A 19,929-nucleotide genomic window follows, 5' to 3' on the forward strand; every position below is an offset into this window, starting at 1 on the left:
CAAGAAGGCTGCTCCCGCCAAGAAGGCGGCACCGGTCAAGAAGGCTGCGGCTCCGGCCAAGAAGGCGGCACCGGTCAAGAAGGCCGCTCCGGCCAAGAAGGCTGCGGCTCCGGCCAAGAAGGCTGCTCCCGCCAAGAAGGCGGCACCGGCCAAGAAGGCTGCGGCTCCGGCCAAGAAGGCCGCACCGGCCAAGAAGGCCGCACCGGCCAAGAAGGCTGCTCCCGCCAAGAAGGGCCGCCGCTAAGCCCTATCCGATAGGTCCGACTCGGACACGCCGTGGATCAACTGATCCACGGCGTGTCTGTGTGTGGGCTGGACGGACGGAACGGGCCGCCGCTAGAGCTTGGTCGGCAGCGGACTGCCGATGTGGTCCGCGGCGACCAGCGCGTCGCCGTGCAGCGTCAGCACCCACATGCTGCCCTTGCGATTACGCGATTTGTCGGGCCGGATTCCGCTGCGCTCGCACCACCACGAAATCAGGTCCGGGATCACCTTGCCCTGTGTGCAGATGACGGGGACCGTTTCGCCATCGCTTTTCGCGGCGATCTTCAGCACCCGCTTGCGCGCCGCGTCGGCGTCGGCCGCGTATGCCTCTTCGGTGAGCGTCGGCTCGTCCCGCACCCGGACACCGAGCTCCTGCGCCAGCGGTTCGACGGTCTGGTGGCACCGGGTCCGGGACGCCGCAAAGACGTCGCTGGCACCGAAAGCGAGCAGTTGGCCGACAAGCGATTCCGCTTGTCCCCGGCCTTTCTTGTCGAGCGGCCGGAGTCGATCGTCGCCCTTGTACCGGGCCTTGCGCCCCGCGGTGGCGTGCCGGACGATCAGCACGGTGCGGGTATCGGCCGGTCGACGGGTGAACCGTCGCAGCACCTTTCGATCATGGGGGTACTGCAGCCGGAGCATGGCGTCGGCCACTGGCAGCCAGTCGAGCTTGTCCACCTCTGAGTTGGGGCTGAACCCGCCGCCGGTGCTGCGGGCCGCCCAGTAGCGGACCTTCTTGGTGCCGCGCTCCAGGGGATAGCTGACGGAGGCCAGCCGCCGGCCCAGCACCGACTCGTACCCGGTCTCTTCCAGGATTTCGCGCACGGCGGTAACTGGTTCGGTCTCACCGGGATCCACCTTGCCCTTGGGCAGTGACCAGTCGTCGTAGCGCGGTCGGTGGACGACGGCGATCAACGGCTCTCCGGACTCGCCGGGGCGCCACAACACCGCCCCGGCGGCCAACACCGGCGTCGCCGGGGTGTCGTGCGCCGTCTTGTTCGGCACCTGTGCTCCTGGATGTGATTGTCGGGGTCAGGTTTTCGCGCCACGTGACGTGCCGACCGAAAACTACGGTGTGCGGTGCCGCTCCATGATCGACACCTGGTGATCCCGAACCTTCTCGCCTTCCCGGGGCAACGCCGTCCAGTGCCCGTCCGGGCCCAGCTCCCAGCAACGGGTGGCCGGGTCCATGCTCGAGTCGAACATCCCGCCCAGTTCCTCGGTCAGTCTCGGGTCCTTCACCTGTGCCATCACCTCGACGCGACGGTCGAGATTACGATGCATCATGTCGGCGCTGCCGATCCAGAATTCATTGATGGCGTTGAAGTGAATAATCCGTGAATGTTCAAGGAAGCGGCCGAGAATCGAGCGCACCACGATGTTCTCGGAGAATCCCGCGACACCCGGTCGCAACGCGCAGATACCGCGAACCACCACCTCGACGCGGACCCCGGCCTGCGACGCCCGGTACAGCGCGTCGATGACCTGCTCGTCGACCAACGCGTTCATCTTCAACCGGATGCGGCCGTCGCCGCCTGCCTGCTTGGCCTCGATCTCGCGCTCGATGCGCTCGATGATGCCGCGCCGCACACTGTGCGGGGCCACCAGCAAGTTGCGGTAGGACACCTTGCGCGAGTACCCGGTGAGCGAGTTGAAGAGGTCGGTCAGGTCGGCGCCGATGTCGGGCGACGCGGTCAGCAGGCCCACATCTTCGTACAGGCGTGCGGTTTTCGGGTTGTAGTTGCCGGTACCGATGTGGCAGTACCGACGGATGGTCGACCCTTCGCGCCGCACCACCAGGCACGTCTTGCAGTGGGTCTTGAGCCCGATCAGTCCGTACACCACGTGCACGCCCGCCTGCTCCAGCTTGCGGGCCCATTTGATGTTGGCCTGCTCGTCGAAGCGGGCCTTGATCTCGACCAGCGCCACCACCTGCTTGCCGGCTTCGGCGGCGTCGATCAGCGCGTTGACGATCGGCGAGTCACCCGAGGTCCGGTACAGGGTCTGCTTGATGGCCAACACATTCGGATCGGCGGCGGCCTGCTCGATGAAACGCTGCACGGTGGTGGAGAAGGAGTCGTACGGATGGTGCACCAGGACGTCGCCGTCCCGCAGCGTCGAGAAGATGCTCTTCGGGGTTTCCCGTTCGCCGAACGCCGGGGGAGTGGCAGGCACGAACGGGCGGTCCTTCAGGTCGGGCCGGTCCACGCCGTAGACCTGCCACAGTGACGAAAGGTCCAGCAGCCCAGGCACTTCGATGACATCGCCGGGGTGCACGTCCAACTCACGAAGGAGTAGGTCGAGCATGTTCTCGGTCATGTCGGTCGCGACCTCGAGCCGCACCGGCGAGCCGAACCTGCGGCGCGCCAGCTCACGTTCCAGCGCCTGCAGCAGATCCTCGTCGCGGTCCTCTTCGACTTCGAAGTCCGCGTTGCGGGTGATCCGGAAGGCGTGATGCTCGACGATCTCCAGCCCGGGGAACAGCACCGGCAGGAACGCCGAGATCAGTGCCTCCATCGGCAGGAACCGCACCCGGGGTTTGGCGCCCTCAGCCGTGTCGCCCGACTCATGCAGCTCCACGAACCTGTCGACGTTGTCCGGCACCTTGATTCGGGCGAAGTGCTGCGTGCCGTCGTCGGGATTGCGCACCGTGATGGCCAGGTTGATGCTCAGGCCGCTGACGAACGGGAACGGGTGCGCCGGGTCGACCGCCAGCGGCGTCAACACCGGGAACACCTGCTCGTGGAAATAGGTGGACAGCTTGGACTGCTCGTGCTCGTCGAGCTCGTTCCAGTTGACGATGGTGATGCCTTGCTCGGCCAGCGCGGGCCGCACCACGTCACCGAACACGGCTGCCTGCCGGCTGGAAATCTGCTGGGTGCGTTCACCGATCCGGCGCAGCTGTTCGCGCGGCGACAGACCGTCCGCCGACCGCACCGACAGGCCGGTCTCGTCGCGGCGCTTCAGCCCGGCCACTCGAACCATGTAGAACTCGTCGAGATTCGATGCGAAGATCGCCAGGAACTTGGCCTGCTCCAACAGCGGCAGTGACGTATCGGCGGCCAGTGCCAACACCCTGGCATTGAAGTCCAGCCAGCTCAGCTCCCGGTTGAGGTACCGGTCATCGGGGAGCGCGCTGTCCGTCGGATCCGCGGTGGCCGCAGGCAGCGGTTCCGGGTCGGAGTCGGCAGCCGCCCGCGCAGGCGGGCCGCCGACTGAGGCCCGCTCGGTCTGTATTGATCTGGTGTCGGCTTCGGTCACCCCGACGATCATTCCCTATCGACAGGGCGCAGGCCACACGGTTGGTGAACCCGGATCGTCAGACACCGGCGTCGGGACCTCACCGCTACGCGCCGACGATCAGGGTCGTCGCGGGGCCGACGCCAAGTCTGCGCGCCGCCTCCAGATCATCCGGCGTATCGATGTCGCAGCGCAGTCCCGGCCACTCGCCCGACAGCTCTACCGCGCCCGAATCGGCATGGCGCCGTGCGGAATCGACACCGAACTCGGGGCCGAGCGGCGCGGCGAAGGCGAAGAGTGCCGCAGTGCCGGTGCGGTGCCGGTCGGCGATGAAACTGCGGGCATGCTGACGCGCACCGGCGATGGCCTCGGCCAGTTCCGCGGTGCGGAGTGCGGGCAGGTCGCCTTGCAACACCGCGATGTTGCTCACCCGGTTCCGCAGGGCCTGCTCGGTGGCGGCGAGTGCGTGATTCAACGGATCGGGGTGTCCGGCCGGAGTGGGGTCCAGCAGTACGTCGGCACCGAGCTCGCGCACCGCGGCGGCGGCGTCCGCGTCCGGGGTGACGACAGTCACGGAGCCGACGGCCGGCACTGCCAGGGCGGCGGTGATGGTGTCGAGGAGCATCGCCAACACCACCTGCTCGCGCAGGTCGCCGGCGAAAACCGGGGCCAGTCGGGTCTTGGCCGCGGCCAGCCGTTTCACCGCGATGATCAACCCGACACCGGCGGCATCACCGGCCGTCTCCACACTCGGGTCGCCGCTCATGACCGCCATACTGCCAAAGCCTGGGCGGGACTAGTCTTGACGCCGTGGTGGAGGCAGCGGTGATGGGTGCCGGCGCGTGGGGGACGGCACTGGCGAAAGTCCTGGCGGACGCGGGCAGCAACGTGACGTTGTGGGCGCGCAGTGCGGAGGTGGCGCGCGAGATCAACGAGACCCACCGAAACTCGAAATATCTCGGTGACCGGGCGCTTCCGGCGGCCATCAAGGCAACCGCGGACCCCGCCGAGGCACTCACCGGCGCCTGCACCGTGTTGTTGGCGGTGCCGTCTCAGACTCTGCGCACCAACCTGACCGACTGGACCGGACATCTCGGTGCCGACGCCACGTTGGTCAGCGTGGCCAAGGGCATCGAACTCGACAGCCTGTTGCGCATGAGCCAGGTCATCGTCCAGGTGACGGGTGCCGATCCGAGCCGGGTTGCCGTGCTCAGCGGACCCAACCTGGCCAGCGAAGTGGTCGACGAGCAGCCGGCCGCCACCCTGATCGCGTGCACCGATTCGGGACGTGCCGTCGCGCTGCAGCGCGCATTCGCGACCGGCTACTTCCGGCCGTACACCAACGCCGACGTGATCGGCGCCGAAGTCGGCGGGGCGTGCAAGAACGTCATTGCCTTGGCCTGCGGGATGGCGGCGGGTGCGGGGTTCGGCGAGAACACCGCCGCCGCGATCATCACCCGCGGCCTGGCAGAGATCATGCGATTGGGAATCGCGCTCGGCGCCAAGGGCGTAACGCTGGCCGGGCTGGCCGGCGTCGGCGATCTGGTTGCCACCTGCACCTCGCCGCAGTCCCGCAATCGCAGTTTCGGCGAGCGCCTGGCGCGCGGCGGCACCATGGAATCGGCGCTGGCCGCGGCCAGCGGCAAGGTCGCCGAGGGCGTCACGTCCTGCCAGTCGGTGCTGGCGCTGGCTGAGAGCTACGACGTCGAGATGCCGCTGACCGACGCGGTGAACCGGGTGTGCCACAAGGGTTTATCGGTGGACCAGGCGTTCGCGCTGTTGCTCGGCCGCAGCACCAAGCCGGAGTGAGCCATGGACGGCCTGCTCGGCGATTCCACCCGTAGCGTCAAAGCGACTGCATCGCAACGGGTCCCAGGGCAGCCCGTCGCGCCGCCCCCGGTCCCGGTGGCCGCCTATCACCTGTCCGACGACGAATCGGACGGTCTCGACTTCTACGGCCGCAACTCCAATCCGGCCTGGCGCCAACTGGAATCGGCCCTGGCGGAACTGGAAGGTGCCATCTCGGCGCTGACGTTCTCGTCGGGCATGGCCGCAATTTCCTCGGCGCTGCGGGTGCTGGCGACCCCCGGCACCACCCTGGTGGTGCCGGCCGACGGCTACTACCAGGTGCGCCGGTACGCGGCCGAGCATCTCGCGGCCCGCGGTGTCACCGTCATCGAGGCGAGCGCCGCGGAAATCTGCGGCGCTGCCGAGCATCTCTCCCATGCCGACGTGGTGGTCGCCGAATCGCCGGTCAACCCGACGCTGGACGTCGTCGACCTGCACCGGTTGTCCACGATCTGCCGGTCCCGCGGCGCGACCCTGGTGGTGGACAACACCGCTGCCACCCCGCTCGGCCAGCAGCCGCTGTCACTCGGCGCCGACCTGGTGGTGGCCAGCGCGACCAAGGGGCTGTCCGGGCACAGCGATCTGCTGGCCGGCTATGTCGCCGGGTGTCACCGGGAACTGATGGCCGCCATCGAGCGCGAGCGGGTGCTGGCCGGCGCGATCCTCGGGCACTTCGAGGCCTGGCTGGCGCTGCGCAGCCTGGGCACCGCCGGTCTGCGGTTCGAACGGCAATGCGGCAACGCCCTTGCGCTCGCCATGACGCTCGACGCCCATCCGGCCGTGCGGGCTGTGCGCTATCCCGGGCTGCCGACCGACCGCGCGCATCCCGTGGCGCGGGACCAGATGCGGCGTTTCGGTGGCCTCGTCGCGATCGAGCTGGCCGACGCCGCCGCCGTGCACGACCTGGTCAACCGCAGTCAGCTGTTGGTCGCGGCGACCAGTTTCGGTGGCATCCACACCTCGGTCGACCGGCGTGCACGCTGGGGCGATGCGGTGTCGCCGGGCTTCGCGCGGATCTCACTCGGCATCGAGGACGCCGACGACCTACTGGCCGACATCACGGGTGCGCTCGGGTAGCCGGGTAGCCTCTCTAGGTTGTGACTGCCCCTCAATCCTCAGCAGCCGCCGGTCGTACCCGGGTCGCCGTCGTTTACGGCGGACGCAGCTCCGAGCACGCCATCTCCTGTGTTTCGGCCGGGAGCATCCTGCGCAACCTGGACCCGGCCCGCTACGAGGTCGTCGCCGTCGGTATCACCCCGGAGGGTTCCTGGGTGCTCGGTGACGGCCGTCCGGAGACCCTGGCCATCACCGACGGGCAACTGCCCGGCGTCACCGCCGCGTCCGGCACCGCGCTGACGCTGGCCGCCGACCCGAACCGCCGTGGTGAACTGCTGTCGTTGCAGGACGATGTCGCGCAGGTGCTGACGGCCGTCGACGTCGTCTTCCCGGTGCTGCACGGTCCGTACGGCGAGGACGGCACCATCCAGGGCCTGCTGGAACTCGCCGGCGTGCCGTATGTCGGTGCGGGTGTGCTGGCCAGCGCGGCCGGGATGGACAAGGAATTCACCAAGAAGCTGCTGGCCGCCGACGGGCTGCCGATCGGCGATCAGGTGGTGCTGCGGCCGCGCGACGTGACGCTGAGCCTCGATGACCGCGAGCGCCTCGGCCTGCCGGTGTTCGTCAAGCCGGCCCGCGGTGGCTCGTCCATCGGCGTGAGCCGGGTCGCTTCGTGGGACGAGCTGGACCAGGCCATCGCCTATGCACGCCAACATGATCCGAAGGTGATCGTCGAAGCCGCGATGCCCGGCCGCGAAGTGGAATGCGGTGTGCTGGAGTACCCGGACGGCCGCATCGCCGCCAGCGAGCTGGGCGAGATTCGCGTCGGTGGCGGGTTCTACGACTTCGCCACCAAATATCTCGAGGACGCGGCCGAGCTCGACGTGCCGGCCAAGGTCGATGACGAAATCGCCGACGAGATCAGGCAATTGGCCATCCGCGCGTTCAAGGCGCTGGACTGCCAGGGCCTGGCCCGCGTCGACTTCTTCCTGACCGAGAACGGGCCGGTGATCAATGAGATCAACACCATGCCCGGCTTCACGACCATCTCGATGTACCCGCAGATGTGGGCTGCCAGCGGAGTCGACTACGCCACCCTGCTGAGCGTCATGGTGGACACCGCGCTCGGCAGAGGCACTGGTTTGCGCTGACGCGCAGGGGAAGACCGGCCTGCGCTAGCGGGCCGGCGCCGGGTCCAGCGGACGGGCCGGCATCACCTTTTCGATGAGCTCGGAGACGGTCTGGATCGGTGTCGGGCCGGAACCCTGCGGCAGCGTCAGAGCCACATAGGTGGTCCCTTTGCCGTCGCCGACCACACCGTGATCGACGGCGTACCAGGTGCTGGCGCTCGGGCCGCTGGCCTCGAACCACGACACCGCGTTGACCATCTGCAGCGGTGCTCCGACGACGAAACCGTCGGGTCGCTCGACGCCGCAGCGCAGCACCACCGCGTCGATGCCGGTCGGTCCCAGCCAGGCAGCGGCGCCCGCAGGGGCGGGGTCGGCGAGCGTCGCCCGGCGGAAGTCGCCCATGGTGTCGGGCAGTGCGGCGAGCAGCGCGCGGCACTGCTCACTGTCGGCCTGCGGCGCCGGGGCGCTCGCCAGCGGGATCGCGACCGGTTTGTCCTCAGGCGCTTGGCGCAGCGCCGCATATGCGAGCAGGCCGACGATCGCCGCGACCGCCACCACGATGGCCGCGATGATGGCGCCGCGGGGTGGGCCATCTGGGTCACCCGTCAGATCGCGATGGTCACCGGGTTCGGTCATGACGGCAACTCTAGAGCGCCGCTCGCCCCGGGAGGCCGAGAGCGGTCACCCTGCATCATCGACTTGCCGCATTCCTCAACACGGCTCGTGCCTCGCCGCTTGATCGTCGTGCGCCCTAGACTCCACCACCATGACCAGCGCTGAATCCGGGGAGACCCTGGCGGGGCTCGGCGAGTTCGCGGTGATCGGGCGGTTGACCGCCCGTCGCCGGCAGCCCGCCGAGGTCGTCGTCGGCCCGGGTGACGATGCCGCTCTCCTGACGGCCGCTGATGGCCGGGTCGTGGTGTCCACCGACATGCTGGTCGAGGGGCGTCATTTCCGATTGGACTGGTCCACGCCGCATGACGTGGGGCGCAAGGCGATTGCGCAGAACGCCGCGGACATCGAGGCGATGGGGGCGCGGGCGTATGCGTTCGTCGTCGGCTTCGGCGCGCCGTCCGACACCGCGGCCGCGGATGCACAGCGACTGTCCGACGGAATGTGGTCGGAGGCAACGAAATTCGGAGCAGGAATTGTCGGCGGCGACCTGGTGGCCGCGCCGCAGTGGGTGATCTCGGTGACCGTACTGGGCGACCTCGGTGGCCGTCCACCCGTGCTGTTGTCCGGTGCGCAACCGGGGGACACCGTCGCGGTGGTTGGTGACCTGGGCTGGTCCGGTGCTGGATATTCCTTGTGGCGCGGCGGTATCCACGAGTTCGACGAGCTGCGGAGGCGGCACCTGGTGCCGCGGGTCCACTACGGGCAAGGGGCGGCTGCCGCGGCAGCTGGTGCGACGGCCATGACCGACGTGTCCGACGGATTGGTGGCCGACCTCGGCCACATCGCCGAGGCCTCCGGCGTCGCCTTCGACCTGTCGATGATGGCGCTCGATGCCGACGTGGCCACGCTGACACCGGCGGCCGCGATGGTCGGCGGCGACGCCCGCGACTGGGTGCTCGGCGGCGGCGAGGACCACGTGCTGGTCGGCACCTTCGGTGGCGCGCTGCCGACCGGCTGGCGGGCCATCGGGACCGTGCTGTCCGGAGCGCCGCGCGTCACCGTCGACGGCGCGCCGTGGCATGGAGCCGGCGGCTGGGAATCGTTCGGTCAGTAAGGTACTGGCGTGACTGCCCGACCCCTGCAAGACCTGATCGACCCCGGCTGGGCCCTGGCCCTGGAACCAGTTGCCTCCGAGATCGCTGCGATGGGCGAATTCCTGCGCGCCGAGAACGCGGCCGGCCACGGCTATCTGCCGGCGGGGGAGAATGTGTTGCGCGCCTTCACCTTCCCCTTCGACGAGGTGCGGGTGCTGATCGTCGGCCAGGACCCGTATCCGACCCCGGGGCATGCCGTCGGCCTGAGTTTCTCGGTGGCGCCCGACGTGCGACCGCTGCCGCGCAGCCTCTCCAACATCTTCACCGAATACACCGCAGACCTGGGGTACGAGCAGCCGGGCTGCGGCGATCTGAGCCCGTGGTCGAAGCAGGGCGTCATGATGCTGAACAGGGTGCTGACGGTCCGGCCGGGCAATCCCGCCTCGCATCGTGGGAAGGGCTGGGAGGCCGTCACCGAATGCGCCATCAAGGCGCTCATCGCCCGGCCACAGCCCTTGGTGGCGGTGCTGTGGGGCCGAGACGCGCAGACCCTGGGGCCCATGCTCACCGGCGAGCGGTGCGCGAGCATCGAATCGGTGCATCCGTCACCACTGTCGGCATCCCGCGGATTCTTCGGGTCCCGGCCGTTCAGCCGGGCCAACGAGCTGCTGACCCGCCTCGGCGCGGACCCCATCGACTGGCGCCTGCCCTGATCCCTCGAGAGGCCGTGTCTGTGCGGCGGCACGCCCGTTTTGGTGTGCCTTTTGCGGCCGCTCGCCGCTGGTGAGCGGCCGCAGCCACTACCTGAAGACACACGAAAGCGCTGCGCGGGTTTCGCGCAGCGCTTTCGAGTAAGACTTCAGTTGTAGGCGGAGTAAATCCACCCGAGAGCCGGCACTAACGGCTGACTTTGCCGGCCTTGATGCAGGAGGTGCAGGCGTTGATCCGCTTGCGGTTGCCACCCGGACGGTCGACCGCACGCACGGTCTGAATGTTCGGATCCCAGCGGCGGTTGGTCCGACGGTGGGAGTGCGAGACGGACATACCGAAGCCCGGTCCCTTTCCGCAGATGTCGCACACGGCGGCCATGAAGAACTCCTCGAAATCAGTACTTGGGGTCTGAGTCCGACGGCCACAGCCTTGTGCGGCGCGAACAGACAACCTGACCAGGATACCGGGCGGCCCGACGATCACCAAAATGGGTCTGGTGGCCGGTGTTCCATGGGAGTTGGTCAGGAGATTTGTCGGGGCCACTGGCTAGGCTGGCGGGGCACCGAGGGGTTACCGGGCGGGCGACTGGAGAATCGGGGAGAACCCGGGCGAACGCGATGGAGGTCACATGTCAGCTGGCGTGGGTCGCATCCCCCGTCCGCTGGATGGGATCGCATTACGTGACTGGGCTCACACCGCGGTCCTGCATCTGATCGCGCATACCGACGAGATCAATCGGCTGAACGTCTATCCCGTCGCCGACGCCGACACCGGCACCAACATGTTGTTCACCATGCGTGCCGCCGCGGCACAGGCCGACGAGGCCGTGAAAGCAGCGGGCAACGACGTGGTGGCGGTGTCGGCCGCCTTGTCGGCCGGGGCGTTGCACGGCGCCCGGGGCAACTCGGGCGTCATCCTGTCGCAGATTCTGCGCGGTGTGGCCGACGTCGTCGCCGAGGCCGCGTCGCAACGCGGTGAGGACAGAGAGTGCGGTGAGATCACCGCGCCGGAGTTCACCGCGGCCCTGCACCACGCCCAGGTGCTCGCGGTCGCGTCCGTCGGGCAGACCGTGCCCGGAACCATCGTGTCGGTGCTGCAGGCAGCAGCGCTGGAAGCCGAGAATCAGAACGGGTTGACCGACCTCGCGATCATGGCGGCCGCCGTCTCGGACGCCGCCGCAGTGGCGCTCGAGCGCACCCCCGATCAGCTCGACGTGCTCGCAGAGGCGGGCGTCGTCGACGCCGGCGGCCGCGGCCTGCTGGTCCTGCTCGACGCACTGACCGCGACGCTGTCCGGCGGTTCGGCCGCCCGGCCCCTGTACCAGCCCGGCGCCGGGCACCCCCGGGCCGACCATGACCACGACCACAACAACCACGAAATTGGCGGTACGCCACCACAATTTGAGGTGATGTACCTGCTCGGTGATTGCCACCCCGACAACGTCGAGGTGTTGCGTGCCCGGCTGCTGCGGCTCGGTGAATCGGTGGCGATCGCCGCCGCGGTCGCCGGCGGTCAGTACAGCGTGCACGTGCACGCCGACGATGCCGGCGCCGCGATCGAGGCTGCCCTCGATCTCGGCACGGTCAGCAGGATTCAGGTCACCGCGCTGATCGGGGCCGCCGGCGCCCGGCCGTCCGGCGGCTGGAGCCGGGACCGCGCCGTGCTGGCGATCGTCGACGGTGACGGTGCGGGGGAGTTGTTCGGCAGCGAAGGCGCGCACGTGCTGCGGCCTGACGACGGACCGATCAGCGCGCAGCAGTTTCTGGCCGGGCTCGTCGGCACCGGTGCCGCGCAGATCATGGTGCTGCCCAACGGTTTTCTGGCCGCGGAGGAACTGGTGGCCGGCTGCGCCACGGCAATCAGCTGGGGCATGGACGTGGTGCCGGTACCGGCCGGATCCATGGTGCAGGGATTGGCGGCGCTGGCTGTGCACGATGCCACCCGCCAGGCCGTCGACGACGGCTACACCATGGCTCGCGCCGCGGCGGGCGCCCGGCACGGATCGGTGCGGATCGCCACCGAGGCGGCGTTGACCTGGGCCGGTAGGTGCCGTCCGGGCGACGGTTTGGGCATTGCCGGTGACGAGGTGCTGATCGTCGGCCACGATCTGGTCAGTGCCGCCAGCGGGTTGATCGACCTGCTGCTGTCGTCGGGCGGTGAACTGGTGACGGTGTTGACCGGCGCGGGCGTCGATCCGGAGGTGGGTGTCGCGCTGGCCGAACATGTGCGCCAGGAGCATCTGGCGGCCGAGTTGGTGACCTATCACACCGGCCACCGTGGGGACGCACTACTGATCGGGGTGGAGTAGCGGTGGTCGCGCTGACCGACTCGCTGGTGCACGTACTGGGTGCGAAATCCGCTGCACCACTGGAGGAATTCTTCGGTATCCGCACCGTCAACGATCTGTTGCGGCACTATCCGCGCAAGTACAGCCAGGGGATGACGGTGCTGGGTGAAGACACCGAGCTGCCGGAAGAAGGCGACCACGTGACGTTCGTGGACGTCATCACCAAGGCGGAGACGCGGTGGACCAATCGGGCGCCCAAACGCGAATACCTGGTGGTCACCCTCGGCAACCGCAACCCGAAGGTCACCGCCACCTTCTTCAACGCCAAGTTCCTCAAGAAGTCCCTGGTCGAGGGGACTCGGGTGATGCTGTCGGGTGTTGTCGGATTCTACGGGCGCACAATGCAATTGACGCATCCCGCGCACCTGGTCCTCGATTCCGGCGCGGGTCGCACGTTCGGGTCCCCGGCGCTGAAGAAGATCGCCGACGCCTCCGAGAAGATGCACGGCGAACTGCAGATGTCGGCGTTCGAGCGGGAGTTCTTCCCGATCTACTCGGCGTGCGCCAAGGTGCAGAGCTGGGACATCTACGCGTGCATCCTGCAGGTGCTCGCGGTGCTGGACCCGGTATCCGACCCGCTGCCGGAATCGATTCTGGCGCAGCGTGGTCTGATCTCCGAGGATCAGGCGCTGCGTGACATCCACCTCGGAGAGCGTGAAGCGGATCGCGAACAGGCCAGGGAGCGCCTGACTTTCGATGAGGCCGCCGGGCTGCAATGGGCGCTGGCCGCCCGTCGGCACGGCGCGCAGTCGCAATCCGGTCCGCCGGCGCCGCCGATCGACGACGGTCTGGCCGCCGCGCTGCGCGACCGGTTGCCGTTCGAATTGACTGCCGGCCAACGTGATGTGCTCGAGGTGCTGTCGGCTGAGCTGTCCGAGCCTCGGCCGATGAACCGGATGCTGCAGGGCGAGGTCGGCTCGGGCAAGACCATCGTCTCGGTGCTGGCCATGCTGCAGATGGTCGACGCCGGCTACCAGTGCGCGCTGCTCGCACCGACGGAAGTGCTTGCCGTGCAACATGCGCGGTCCGTTCGCGACGTGCTGGGGCCGCTGGCCATGGCGGGCCAGCTCGGTGCGCCCGACGATGCGACCGCGGTTGCGTTGCTGACCGGATCCATGACCGCGCAACAGAAACGGCAGGTGCGCGAGGAAGTGTCGAGCGGGCGGGCCGGCATCGTCATCGGCACCCATGCCCTGCTGCAGGACGCCGTGGAGTTCGACCGGCTCGGCATGGTGGTGGTCGACGAGCAGCACCGGTTCGGCGTGGAGCAGCGAGACCGGTTGCGCGCCAAGGCCCCTGATGGACTGACGCCGCATCTGCTGGTGATGACGGCCACGCCGATCCCGCGCACCGTCGCGCTGACCGTGTACGGCGATCTGGAGACCTCGACCATGCGAGAGCTGCCGCGCGGCCGGCAGCCCATCGACACCAAGACCATCTTCGTCAGCCAGAAACCGGCCTGGCTCGACCGCGCCTGGGCCCGTATCCGCGAAGAGGTCCAAGCCGGACGGCAGGCCTACGTGGTGGCCTCCAGGATCGACGAGAACGACAAGCAGACCGAGAACAAAGAGGCCGGACCGCCGCCGGTGACGGTCGTCGAGCTGTACGACAAGCTGCGCACCGGGCCGCTGAAGGACCAGCGGCTGGGGCTCATGCACGGCCGGCTGCCGGGCGATGAGAAGGACGCCATCATGTCGGCCTTCCGGGCCGGGCAGATCGATGTGCTGGTGTGCACGACCGTCATCGAGGTCGGCGTCGACGTGCCCAACTCGACGGTCATGGTGGTGATGGATGCGGACCGCTTCGGGATCAGCCAGCTGCACCAGCTGCGGGGCCGCATCGGCCGTGGCTCGCACGCCAGTCTCTGCCTGCTCGCGACCAAGCTGCCGGAAGGGTCGAAGGCCGGCGCCCGGCTGCAGGCCGTGGCCGGCACCCTCGACGGTTTCGAACTGGCCGATCTGGATCTGCAGGAGCGCCGCGAGGGAGATGTGCTGGGGCTCAACCAGTCTGGGCGGGCCGGGTATCTGCGGTTCCTGTCGCTGGCCGACCATCAGGAAGTCATCGAGTCGGCCCGTGCGTTCTGTCAGGCTGCCTACGCGCAGAATCCGGACGATCCGGGGATGTCCGCACTGGCCGCCCAGTTCGTCGACACCGATCGCGTCGAGTACCTGGACAAGGCGTGAAGCGCCTGCTGTGGCTCGTCGCAGCTGTGGTGCTGGCGGTGGTGGTCGCCATCCAGGTCGGGACGGCCGATGAACCCGCAGCGGTCGCCGATGGCGCCGACGGTGCTGTCGTACCGACGGTCGCGCCCGGTACCGACATCCTCGCCGGAGTCGCCGTCATTCCGCGGCGGGTGCGTGACCCCAACTACCGGCGCGCGGCGTACGGCGAATCCTGGACCGACGACAACTCCGCGCCCGACGGCCACAACGGCTGCGACACCCGCAACGACATCCTGAACCGAGACCTGACCGACAAGACCATCGTGTCGCTCAAACGCTGCCCGCAGGCGGTGAAGACCGGGGTGCTGCGCGACCCGTACTCGGGCGACACCATCGCGTTCACCCGCGGCAACCAGACCGGTGCGGCGGTGCAGATCGACCACATCGTGCCGTTGGCGCTGGCCTGGGACCTCGGCGCCAGGGACTGGAATGACGAGCTTCGGCTCCGGTTCGCCAACGATCCGGCGAATCTGCTTGCGGTGTCCGGGAAGGCCAACCAGGACAAGGGGGACAAGCAGCCCTCGGACTGGATGCCGCCGAACCACGGATTCTGGTGCCAGTACGCGGTGCAGTACATCGCGGTGCTGCGGGGTTATGGGCTTCCCGTCGACGAGCCGTCGGTGCCGGTACTCCGCGATGCGGCGGGCACCTGTCCGAGGGGCTAGGAGCCGGACGGGGCGAGCTCCGCGACGCAGTCGACGCAGACCTTGATCCTCAGTACAGAACCGAATCTGCGCGGTTTTGTTGCCCGTATCGATAATTTCGCATGACAACCGGTGCTTAATTGTTTGCTGGTATACCTCAGGTCGGTGACACCGCTAATTTTGAGCGCGCAGTGCGCAAATTGCGCAGATATTGGTTGCCGAGCTATCGCAACTCGGCAACCAATATCTGTTCATTCCATTCGGCGACCACGGCGAAATAACCGATAGCGGGGCGACTGAATTAGATGCCGGAATGCCGTCGATTCAGTGAACTGTCGATATTTCGCCGCAGCCTGATGCCAAATTCGCTCCTGCCCGTCGTGGGGTCCGTTCAGCGGCGTCCGAAAATGCCGCCGATGGTCTTCAAGGTGCCGTGGAGGTCGGCGGCGAGCGTCTTGGTGGTGCCGTTGAGCGCGCCGGCGGCCGTCTTGGTGGTGTTGTGCAGTCCGCCGGCGACGGTCTTGGTGGTGCCGTCGAGGTCGGCGGCGACGGTCTTGGTGGTGCCGTTGAGCGCACCGGCCACGGTCTTGGTGGTGTTGTGGAGGCCGCCGGCCACCGTTTTCACCGTGCCGTCGAGCGCGCCCGCGATGCCGCCCACCGGGCTACTCGAGGTGGGCGCGTTGGCGTGGCTCGTGACCCCGGAAGTGGAGGTGTCGGCCTGCGCGGTGCCCGCTCCGAATGTGAATAGCAATGCACCCAGTCCAATTGTTGCCGCGCCCAATAGCAAGCGCTGGGAGAGGCGACCAATTGTCGGCATCGTTAATTGCGAACTGCTTCCGAATGGATGAATCATTTCTCGAACCCCCTGCTCGATGATGTCTGGTTGCGTCGGAATAAAAGGACGCAATACCAAATTAACGCACCAGGGGTAATAGTGGGATAGTTAACACGAATCAATTGCTGCGAGTTGGTCGACAACCTGCACACGTGACCCACTGGACACATCTGTGGCAGGGGAGTCGCCGCCTACCCGAAATTGGTCGCGCCAAACACAAATGGCCGTCCTCCCTGATGGGAGAACGGCCATTTGGGCCTGTATCAGTTGAACCGCAGCCGGCCTCAGATGCCCGTGTAGGTGGCGGGGTCCGGGCGGTAGCGGGTGCCGTCGTCGAGGCCGCCGAGGGCGTCCATGTGCTCAGCGGCCAACTCGAAGCCGAACACGTCGAGGTTCTCGGCGATGCGCTCGGGCGAGGACGAGCGGGGGATGACCGAGTTGCCCAGCTGCAGGCTCCACCGGATCAGCACCTGCGCCGGGGTCTTGCCGTACTCGGCGGCGATCGACGCCACGGTCGGGTTGCTCAGCAGGGCGCCGATACCGAGCGGGCTGTAGGCCTGCGTGACGATGCCGCGCTCGGCGTGCACCGCCCGCAGCGCCGCCTGGTTGAGTAGCGGATGCAGCTCGATCTGGTTGACCACGGGGCTGACGTAGCTCAGGTCGATGATGGTCGACAGGTCTTCGTCGGAGAAGTTGCAGACGCCGATCGACTTGGCGGTGCCGTCGTTGTGCACCTTGATCAGGGCGCCCCAGCTGTCCACGTACTTGCTGATGTCGCCGGCCGGCCAGTGGATCATGTAGAGGTCCACGTACTCCATGCCGAGTTTGTCCAGGCTCACCTTGAGGGCGTCCTGGCCGCCCTGGAAGCCCTGGTCGGCATTGGCCAGCTTGGTGGTGACGAAGATCTCGGCGCGGGGGATGCCCGAGGCGGCGATGGCCCGGCCGACTGCTTCTTCGTTGCCGTAGACGGCTGCGGTGTCGATCAGCCGGATGCCCATCTCGAGCGCGGCCGAGACGGCCCGCTCGGTGTCGGCGTCCGACAGTTCCCCGACACCGAGGCCGAGCGCCGGAATCGTGTTGTCGTCGTGGAGCGCCAGATTGGGAATCTCTGCGGAGGCCATGTCACCTACCCTGTGAAGTTGAATGTTCGGGGGTCCGGGCCCAGCCGGGTGCCGTTGTCGAGGGTCGCGATGGACGCGATGTCCGCTTCGCTCAGCTCGAAATCAAACACGTGGAAGTTGCTCGCAATCCGGTCTGGGTTCACCGATTTCGGGATGACGATATTACCCAGCTGGATATGCCACCTAATCAGCACCTGCGCTGGCGTTTTTCCGTGTCGCTCCGCGATCGCGGTGATGATCGGGTCCTGCAGCATGGAACCCTGTCCCAGCGGACTCCACGCCTCGGTGGCGATGCCGTACCTGGCATGGGTCTCGCGCAGCTCGGCCTGCGGCAGGCGCGGATGGAGCTCGATCTGGTTCACCGCGGGCACGATCCCGGTGGCGTCGATGAGCAATTTGAGATGCTCGGGCTCGAAGTTGCTGACCCCGATAGCGCGGATGCGGCCCTGATCGCGCAGGTGGGCGAACGCCTTGAAGGTGTCGACGAACAGGTTCTGGGCAGGTGTCGGCCAATGGATCAGATACAGATCCAGATAGTCGAGCCCCAGCTGCGCGATGCTCGCGTCGAACGCGGCGAGGGTCTTCTCATAGCCCTGTTCGGAGTTCCACAACTTCGTGACGACGTAGACGTCTTCGCGCGGGATACCGGAGGCGGCCACAGCCCGCCCGACACCGGCTTCGTTGCCGTAGGCCGCGGCAGTGTCGATATGGCGGTACCCGGCGTGCAATGCTGCACTCACGGCGCGTTCGGTGTCCTCGGCCGGTGTCTGCCACACCCCGAGCCCGACCACGGGAATGGACGTGCCGTCGTTGAGCGTCAGTGTCGGATTCGGAGCACCTGAAGGATCAGCCATGACCATGAGCATGCCAGGCGATGCCGTCCAGTCCGCGGCGACGAGTGACACCGAGTTGGTCGTCCGGCCGGAGCATCCGGTGGCGGGACGGCCCAGCCGGTTGCGCTTGACGGTCCTGACCAAGATCGGCGGCGTCGCCCTCCGAGTGCTGCCCAAGATTCCCGACCGGGTGAAGCGGGTGCTGCTCGGCGGACGCCGGGTGACCATCGACGGCAACACCCTGGACACCACCCTTCAGCTGATGCTGACGGCGCAGAACGCCAGTGGCGCCGGCGGCCTGATCGTCAGCAGTGACATCGAGGTCGCGCGGGCTCAACTCAACGCGCTGTCGCAGTACCTCGACCCGGCCATCGCCGTGGCGACGACGGACTTCACCGTTCCCGGTCCGACCGAACCGCTGCGCGCCCGGCACTATCAGGCCGACGTCACAGGCCCCACCCCGATGCTGGTCTTCTTCCACGGCGGCGGATTCGTCGTCGGCGGTATCGAGTCGCATGACGGGTTGTGCCGATTGATCTGCCGCGACGCCGGAGTGCAGGTGGTGTCCGTCGAGTACCGCCTGGCTCCCGAACACCCGGCCCCGGCTGCTGCCGACGACTGCTACGCCACCTACCTCTGGTGTGTGGACAACGCCGGCCGCCTGGGCGCGGACCCGACGAAGATCGCGGTCGGCGGCGATAGCGCCGGCGGCAACCTGGCGGCTGTCGTGTCGCAGCGGGCCCGCGACAACCACGCGCCACTGCCGGCCCTGCAGCTGCTGATCTATCCCGTGACCAACTTCGCCGGGGACACTCGGTCGAAGGTGCTGTTCGCCGAGGGCTACTTCCTGAGCAAGGTCGACATGGACTGGTTCCGGGCGAACTACCTGGCCGAATCGGCACTCGACCCGTCGGACCCGCGGGTGTCGCCACTGTTGGCCGACGATCTGTCGGGGCTGCCGCCTGCGCTCGTGCTCACCGGTGGTTTCGATCCGCTGCGCGACGAGGGGGAGGCCTACGCCGTCGCCCTGGCCGCCGCCGGGGTCCCGGTCGATCACCGCCGATATGGGTCTCTGGTGCATGCCTTCGCGAATTTCTTCCCGCTCGGCGGCGACAGCGCCACGGCCACGGCGGACTTCGTATCGGCATTTCGGGCCCACCTCACACGCTGAGGCACGGGTCCGGCCGATTGCGCCGTCGGCGTCGGTACCCTTGACGCCGTGCCGTCGAAATCGTCGAAGTCATCGAAGAACGCCAGCTATGACCTGAAGGCCGCGGACCGCAAGCGGGACTGGGTGGTCAAGGGCGGGCTGACCGCGCTTGTCATCGTTTTCGCGGTGGTACTGGTGGCGTACATCGTCATGAACGGCAAGCCGAAGGCCGATCCGCACAAGGTGCAGGCGGTGCAGATCGCGGCGAGCAACGTCGTCACCAATCCCGGCACCAAGGATCCGAAGGTCACCCTGGCGATCTACGAGGACTTTCTCTGCCCGGTCTGCGGCGTTTTCGAGAAGACCTACGGCCCGACCATCGCCAAGCTGATCGACAACGGCGACATCGCCGTCGACTACAACATCGTCTCGATCATCGGCCGTGGCGACCCGAAGTCGTACTCGACGCGCGCCGGTGCCATCGCGTACTGCGTCGCCGACGAGGACAAGGCCGCGTTCCGGCGCTTCCACGAGGCGCTGTACAAGAACCAGCCCGAGGAAACCGCGGCCAGCTTCCCGGACAACGCCAAGCTGCTCGAGTACGCGCGGCAGTCCGGCGTTGCCGTTGGTCCGAACGACCCGCTCAGCAAGTGCGTCGAGAACGGCGTCTACACCGAGATGGTCAACAACATGGCCCGCAACTCGGAGATCCAGGGCACCCCGACCATCAAGATCAACGGCACCGAGACCAGCCTGGTCCCGAACGGCGATCCGAACAGCCTGATCGAGAAGATCAAGGCCATCGCGCCCGATCTGCCGAAC

At 67.7% G+C, this 19,929-nt stretch carries 19 protein-coding genes; 11 read left to right on the forward strand and 8 right to left on the reverse strand.

What is annotated here, in order from left to right:
• The coding region (locus tag TL10_RS28000) for a hypothetical protein (protein ID WP_192830323.1) at positions 1 to 244 on the forward strand (244 nt) is incomplete at its 5' end.
• 92 nt (positions 245 to 336) lie between these two features.
• Here the strand turns inward: TL10_RS28000 and mutT1 are convergent.
• The 3 genes from mutT1 to cofC all read right to left on the reverse strand — a co-directional run bounded on the left by mutT1 (position 337) and on the right by cofC (position 4,267).
• Entirely contained in the window at positions 337 to 1,266 is a 930-nt protein-coding gene (gene mutT1, locus TL10_RS28005; RefSeq protein WP_043988234.1) for an 8-oxo-(d)GTP phosphatase MutT1, read from the reverse strand.
• Positions 1,267 to 1,329: 63 nt separating this feature from the next.
• A complete protein-coding gene (locus TL10_RS28010; protein ID WP_043393925.1) occupies positions 1,330 to 3,522 on the reverse strand; it encodes an RNA degradosome polyphosphate kinase in 2,193 nt (730 codons plus the stop codon).
• Positions 3,523 to 3,607: 85 nt separating this feature from the next.
• Entirely contained in the window at positions 3,608 to 4,267 is a 660-nt protein-coding gene (cofC, locus tag TL10_RS28015) for a 2-phospho-L-lactate guanylyltransferase (RefSeq protein ID WP_043393926.1), read from the reverse strand.
• Positions 4,268 to 4,329: 62 nt separating this feature from the next.
• Here cofC and TL10_RS28020 point away from each other — a divergent pair, with 62 nt between their 5' ends.
• The 3 genes from TL10_RS28020 to TL10_RS28030 are packed head-to-tail and all read left to right on the forward strand — an operon-like array spanning position 4,330 to position 7,556.
• Positions 4,330 to 5,310 (forward strand): NAD(P)H-dependent glycerol-3-phosphate dehydrogenase, encoded by a 981-nt coding sequence (locus TL10_RS28020; RefSeq protein ID WP_043393927.1) that lies wholly within the window; start codon positions 4,330 to 4,332, stop codon positions 5,308 to 5,310.
• A 3-nt stretch (positions 5,311 to 5,313) separates the two neighbouring features.
• Positions 5,314 to 6,426: a cystathionine gamma-lyase gene (locus TL10_RS28025; protein ID WP_043988235.1), complete on the forward strand. Its 1,113-nt coding sequence runs from the start codon at positions 5,314 to 5,316 to the stop codon at positions 6,424 to 6,426.
• Between the two features lie 20 nt (positions 6,427 to 6,446).
• Positions 6,447 to 7,556 (forward strand): D-alanine--D-alanine ligase family protein, encoded by a 1,110-nt coding sequence (locus tag TL10_RS28030; protein WP_043393341.1) that lies wholly within the window; start codon positions 6,447 to 6,449, stop codon positions 7,554 to 7,556.
• A 24-nt stretch (positions 7,557 to 7,580) separates the two neighbouring features.
• On the opposite strand, the gene TL10_RS28035 is transcribed toward TL10_RS28030, so the two are convergent.
• The gene (locus TL10_RS28035) at positions 7,581 to 8,171 is read right to left on the reverse strand and encodes a DUF3515 domain-containing protein (RefSeq protein WP_043988236.1); all 591 of its coding nucleotides are present in this window, start codon (positions 8,169 to 8,171) and stop codon (positions 7,581 to 7,583) included.
• Positions 8,172 to 8,301: 130 nt separating this feature from the next.
• Between TL10_RS28035 and TL10_RS28040 the strand changes: the two genes are divergently transcribed.
• Positions 8,302 to 9,264, forward strand: a complete 963-nt coding sequence (locus TL10_RS28040; protein WP_043988237.1) for a thiamine-phosphate kinase — start codon at positions 8,302 to 8,304, stop codon at positions 9,262 to 9,264.
• A gap of 9 nt (positions 9,265 to 9,273) precedes the next feature.
• Positions 9,274 to 9,957: a uracil-DNA glycosylase gene (locus tag TL10_RS28045; RefSeq protein WP_043393349.1), complete on the forward strand. Its 684-nt coding sequence runs from the start codon at positions 9,274 to 9,276 to the stop codon at positions 9,955 to 9,957.
• A 184-nt stretch (positions 9,958 to 10,141) separates the two neighbouring features.
• On the opposite strand, the gene rpmB is transcribed toward TL10_RS28045, so the two are convergent.
• Positions 10,142 to 10,333, reverse strand: coding sequence for a 50S ribosomal protein L28 (gene rpmB, locus TL10_RS28050; RefSeq protein ID WP_043393352.1), 192 nt, complete (start codon positions 10,331 to 10,333; stop codon positions 10,142 to 10,144).
• A 250-nt stretch (positions 10,334 to 10,583) separates the two neighbouring features.
• Between rpmB and TL10_RS28055 the strand changes: the two genes are divergently transcribed.
• Genes TL10_RS28055 through TL10_RS28065 form a run of 3 tightly spaced genes read left to right on the forward strand, consistent with a single transcriptional unit; the run spans position 10,584 to position 15,189 of the window.
• Positions 10,584 to 12,263, forward strand: coding sequence for a fatty acid kinase ATP-binding subunit FakA (locus TL10_RS28055; RefSeq protein ID WP_043988238.1), 1,680 nt, complete (start codon positions 10,584 to 10,586; stop codon positions 12,261 to 12,263).
• A 2-nt stretch (positions 12,264 to 12,265) separates the two neighbouring features.
• Positions 12,266 to 14,485: an ATP-dependent DNA helicase RecG gene (gene recG / locus TL10_RS28060; protein ID WP_043393356.1), complete on the forward strand. Its 2,220-nt coding sequence runs from the start codon at positions 12,266 to 12,268 to the stop codon at positions 14,483 to 14,485.
• Positions 14,482 to 15,189 carry an HNH endonuclease family protein gene (locus TL10_RS28065; RefSeq protein WP_043988240.1) on the forward strand — a complete coding sequence of 236 codons (708 nt, stop codon included), beginning with the start codon at positions 14,482 to 14,484 and terminating at the stop codon, positions 15,187 to 15,189. The genes recG and TL10_RS28065 overlap by 4 nt, the downstream gene beginning before the upstream one ends.
• A gap of 370 nt (positions 15,190 to 15,559) precedes the next feature.
• Here the strand turns inward: TL10_RS28065 and TL10_RS28070 are convergent, their stop codons facing one another.
• The 3 genes from TL10_RS28070 to TL10_RS28080 all read right to left on the reverse strand — a co-directional run bounded on the left by TL10_RS28070 (position 15,560) and on the right by TL10_RS28080 (position 17,984).
• Entirely contained in the window at positions 15,560 to 15,919 is a 360-nt protein-coding gene (locus TL10_RS28070) for a hypothetical protein (RefSeq protein WP_043393362.1), read from the reverse strand.
• A 368-nt stretch (positions 15,920 to 16,287) separates the two neighbouring features.
• Positions 16,288 to 17,124: an aldo/keto reductase gene (locus TL10_RS28075; RefSeq protein ID WP_043393365.1), complete on the reverse strand. Its 837-nt coding sequence runs from the start codon at positions 17,122 to 17,124 to the stop codon at positions 16,288 to 16,290.
• A 5-nt stretch (positions 17,125 to 17,129) separates the two neighbouring features.
• Complete coding sequence (locus tag TL10_RS28080; protein WP_413784697.1) at positions 17,130 to 17,984, reverse strand: aldo/keto reductase; 855 nt, start codon at positions 17,982 to 17,984, stop codon at positions 17,130 to 17,132.
• Here TL10_RS28080 and TL10_RS28085 point away from each other — a divergent pair.
• Positions 17,977 to 19,128, forward strand: coding sequence for an alpha/beta hydrolase (locus tag TL10_RS28085; protein ID WP_110789249.1), 1,152 nt, complete (start codon positions 17,977 to 17,979; stop codon positions 19,126 to 19,128). The genes TL10_RS28080 and TL10_RS28085 overlap by 8 nt on opposite strands.
• A gap of 48 nt (positions 19,129 to 19,176) precedes the next feature.
• A partial coding sequence (locus TL10_RS28090; RefSeq protein WP_043988242.1) for a DsbA family protein occupies positions 19,177 to 19,929 on the forward strand: 753 nt, incomplete at its 3' end.

Source organism: Mycolicibacterium llatzerense (assembly GCF_000878195.1).
GTDB lineage: Bacteria > Actinomycetota > Actinomycetes > Mycobacteriales > Mycobacteriaceae > Mycobacterium > Mycobacterium llatzerense.

Excerpts from the sequence above, each read along its gene's own strand:
- cofC (WP_043393926.1), bottom strand. The coding sequence starts at position 4,267 with ATGAGCGGCGACCCGAGTGTGGAGACGGCCGGTGATGCCGCCGGTGTC.
- TL10_RS28020 (WP_043393927.1), top strand. The coding sequence starts at position 4,330 with ATGGGTGCCGGCGCGTGGGGGACGGCACTGGCGAAAGTCCTGGCGGAC.
- TL10_RS28035 (WP_043988236.1), bottom strand. The coding sequence starts at position 8,171 with ATGACCGAACCCGGTGACCATCGCGATCTGACGGGTGACCCAGATGGC.
- rpmB (WP_043393352.1), bottom strand. The coding sequence starts at position 10,333 with ATGGCCGCCGTGTGCGACATCTGCGGAAAGGGACCGGGCTTCGGTATG.
- TL10_RS28085 (WP_110789249.1), top strand. The coding sequence starts at position 17,977 with ATGACCATGAGCATGCCAGGCGATGCCGTCCAGTCCGCGGCGACGAGT.
- TL10_RS28080 (WP_413784697.1), bottom strand. The coding sequence starts at position 17,984 with ATGGTCATGGCTGATCCTTCAGGTGCTCCGAATCCGACACTGACGCTC.
- TL10_RS28040 (WP_043988237.1), top strand. The coding sequence starts at position 8,302 with ATGACCAGCGCTGAATCCGGGGAGACCCTGGCGGGGCTCGGCGAGTTC.
- TL10_RS28025 (WP_043988235.1), top strand. The coding sequence starts at position 5,314 with ATGGACGGCCTGCTCGGCGATTCCACCCGTAGCGTCAAAGCGACTGCA.
- TL10_RS28075 (WP_043393365.1), bottom strand. The coding sequence starts at position 17,124 with ATGGCCTCCGCAGAGATTCCCAATCTGGCGCTCCACGACGACAACACG.
- TL10_RS28055 (WP_043988238.1), top strand. The coding sequence starts at position 10,584 with ATGTCAGCTGGCGTGGGTCGCATCCCCCGTCCGCTGGATGGGATCGCA.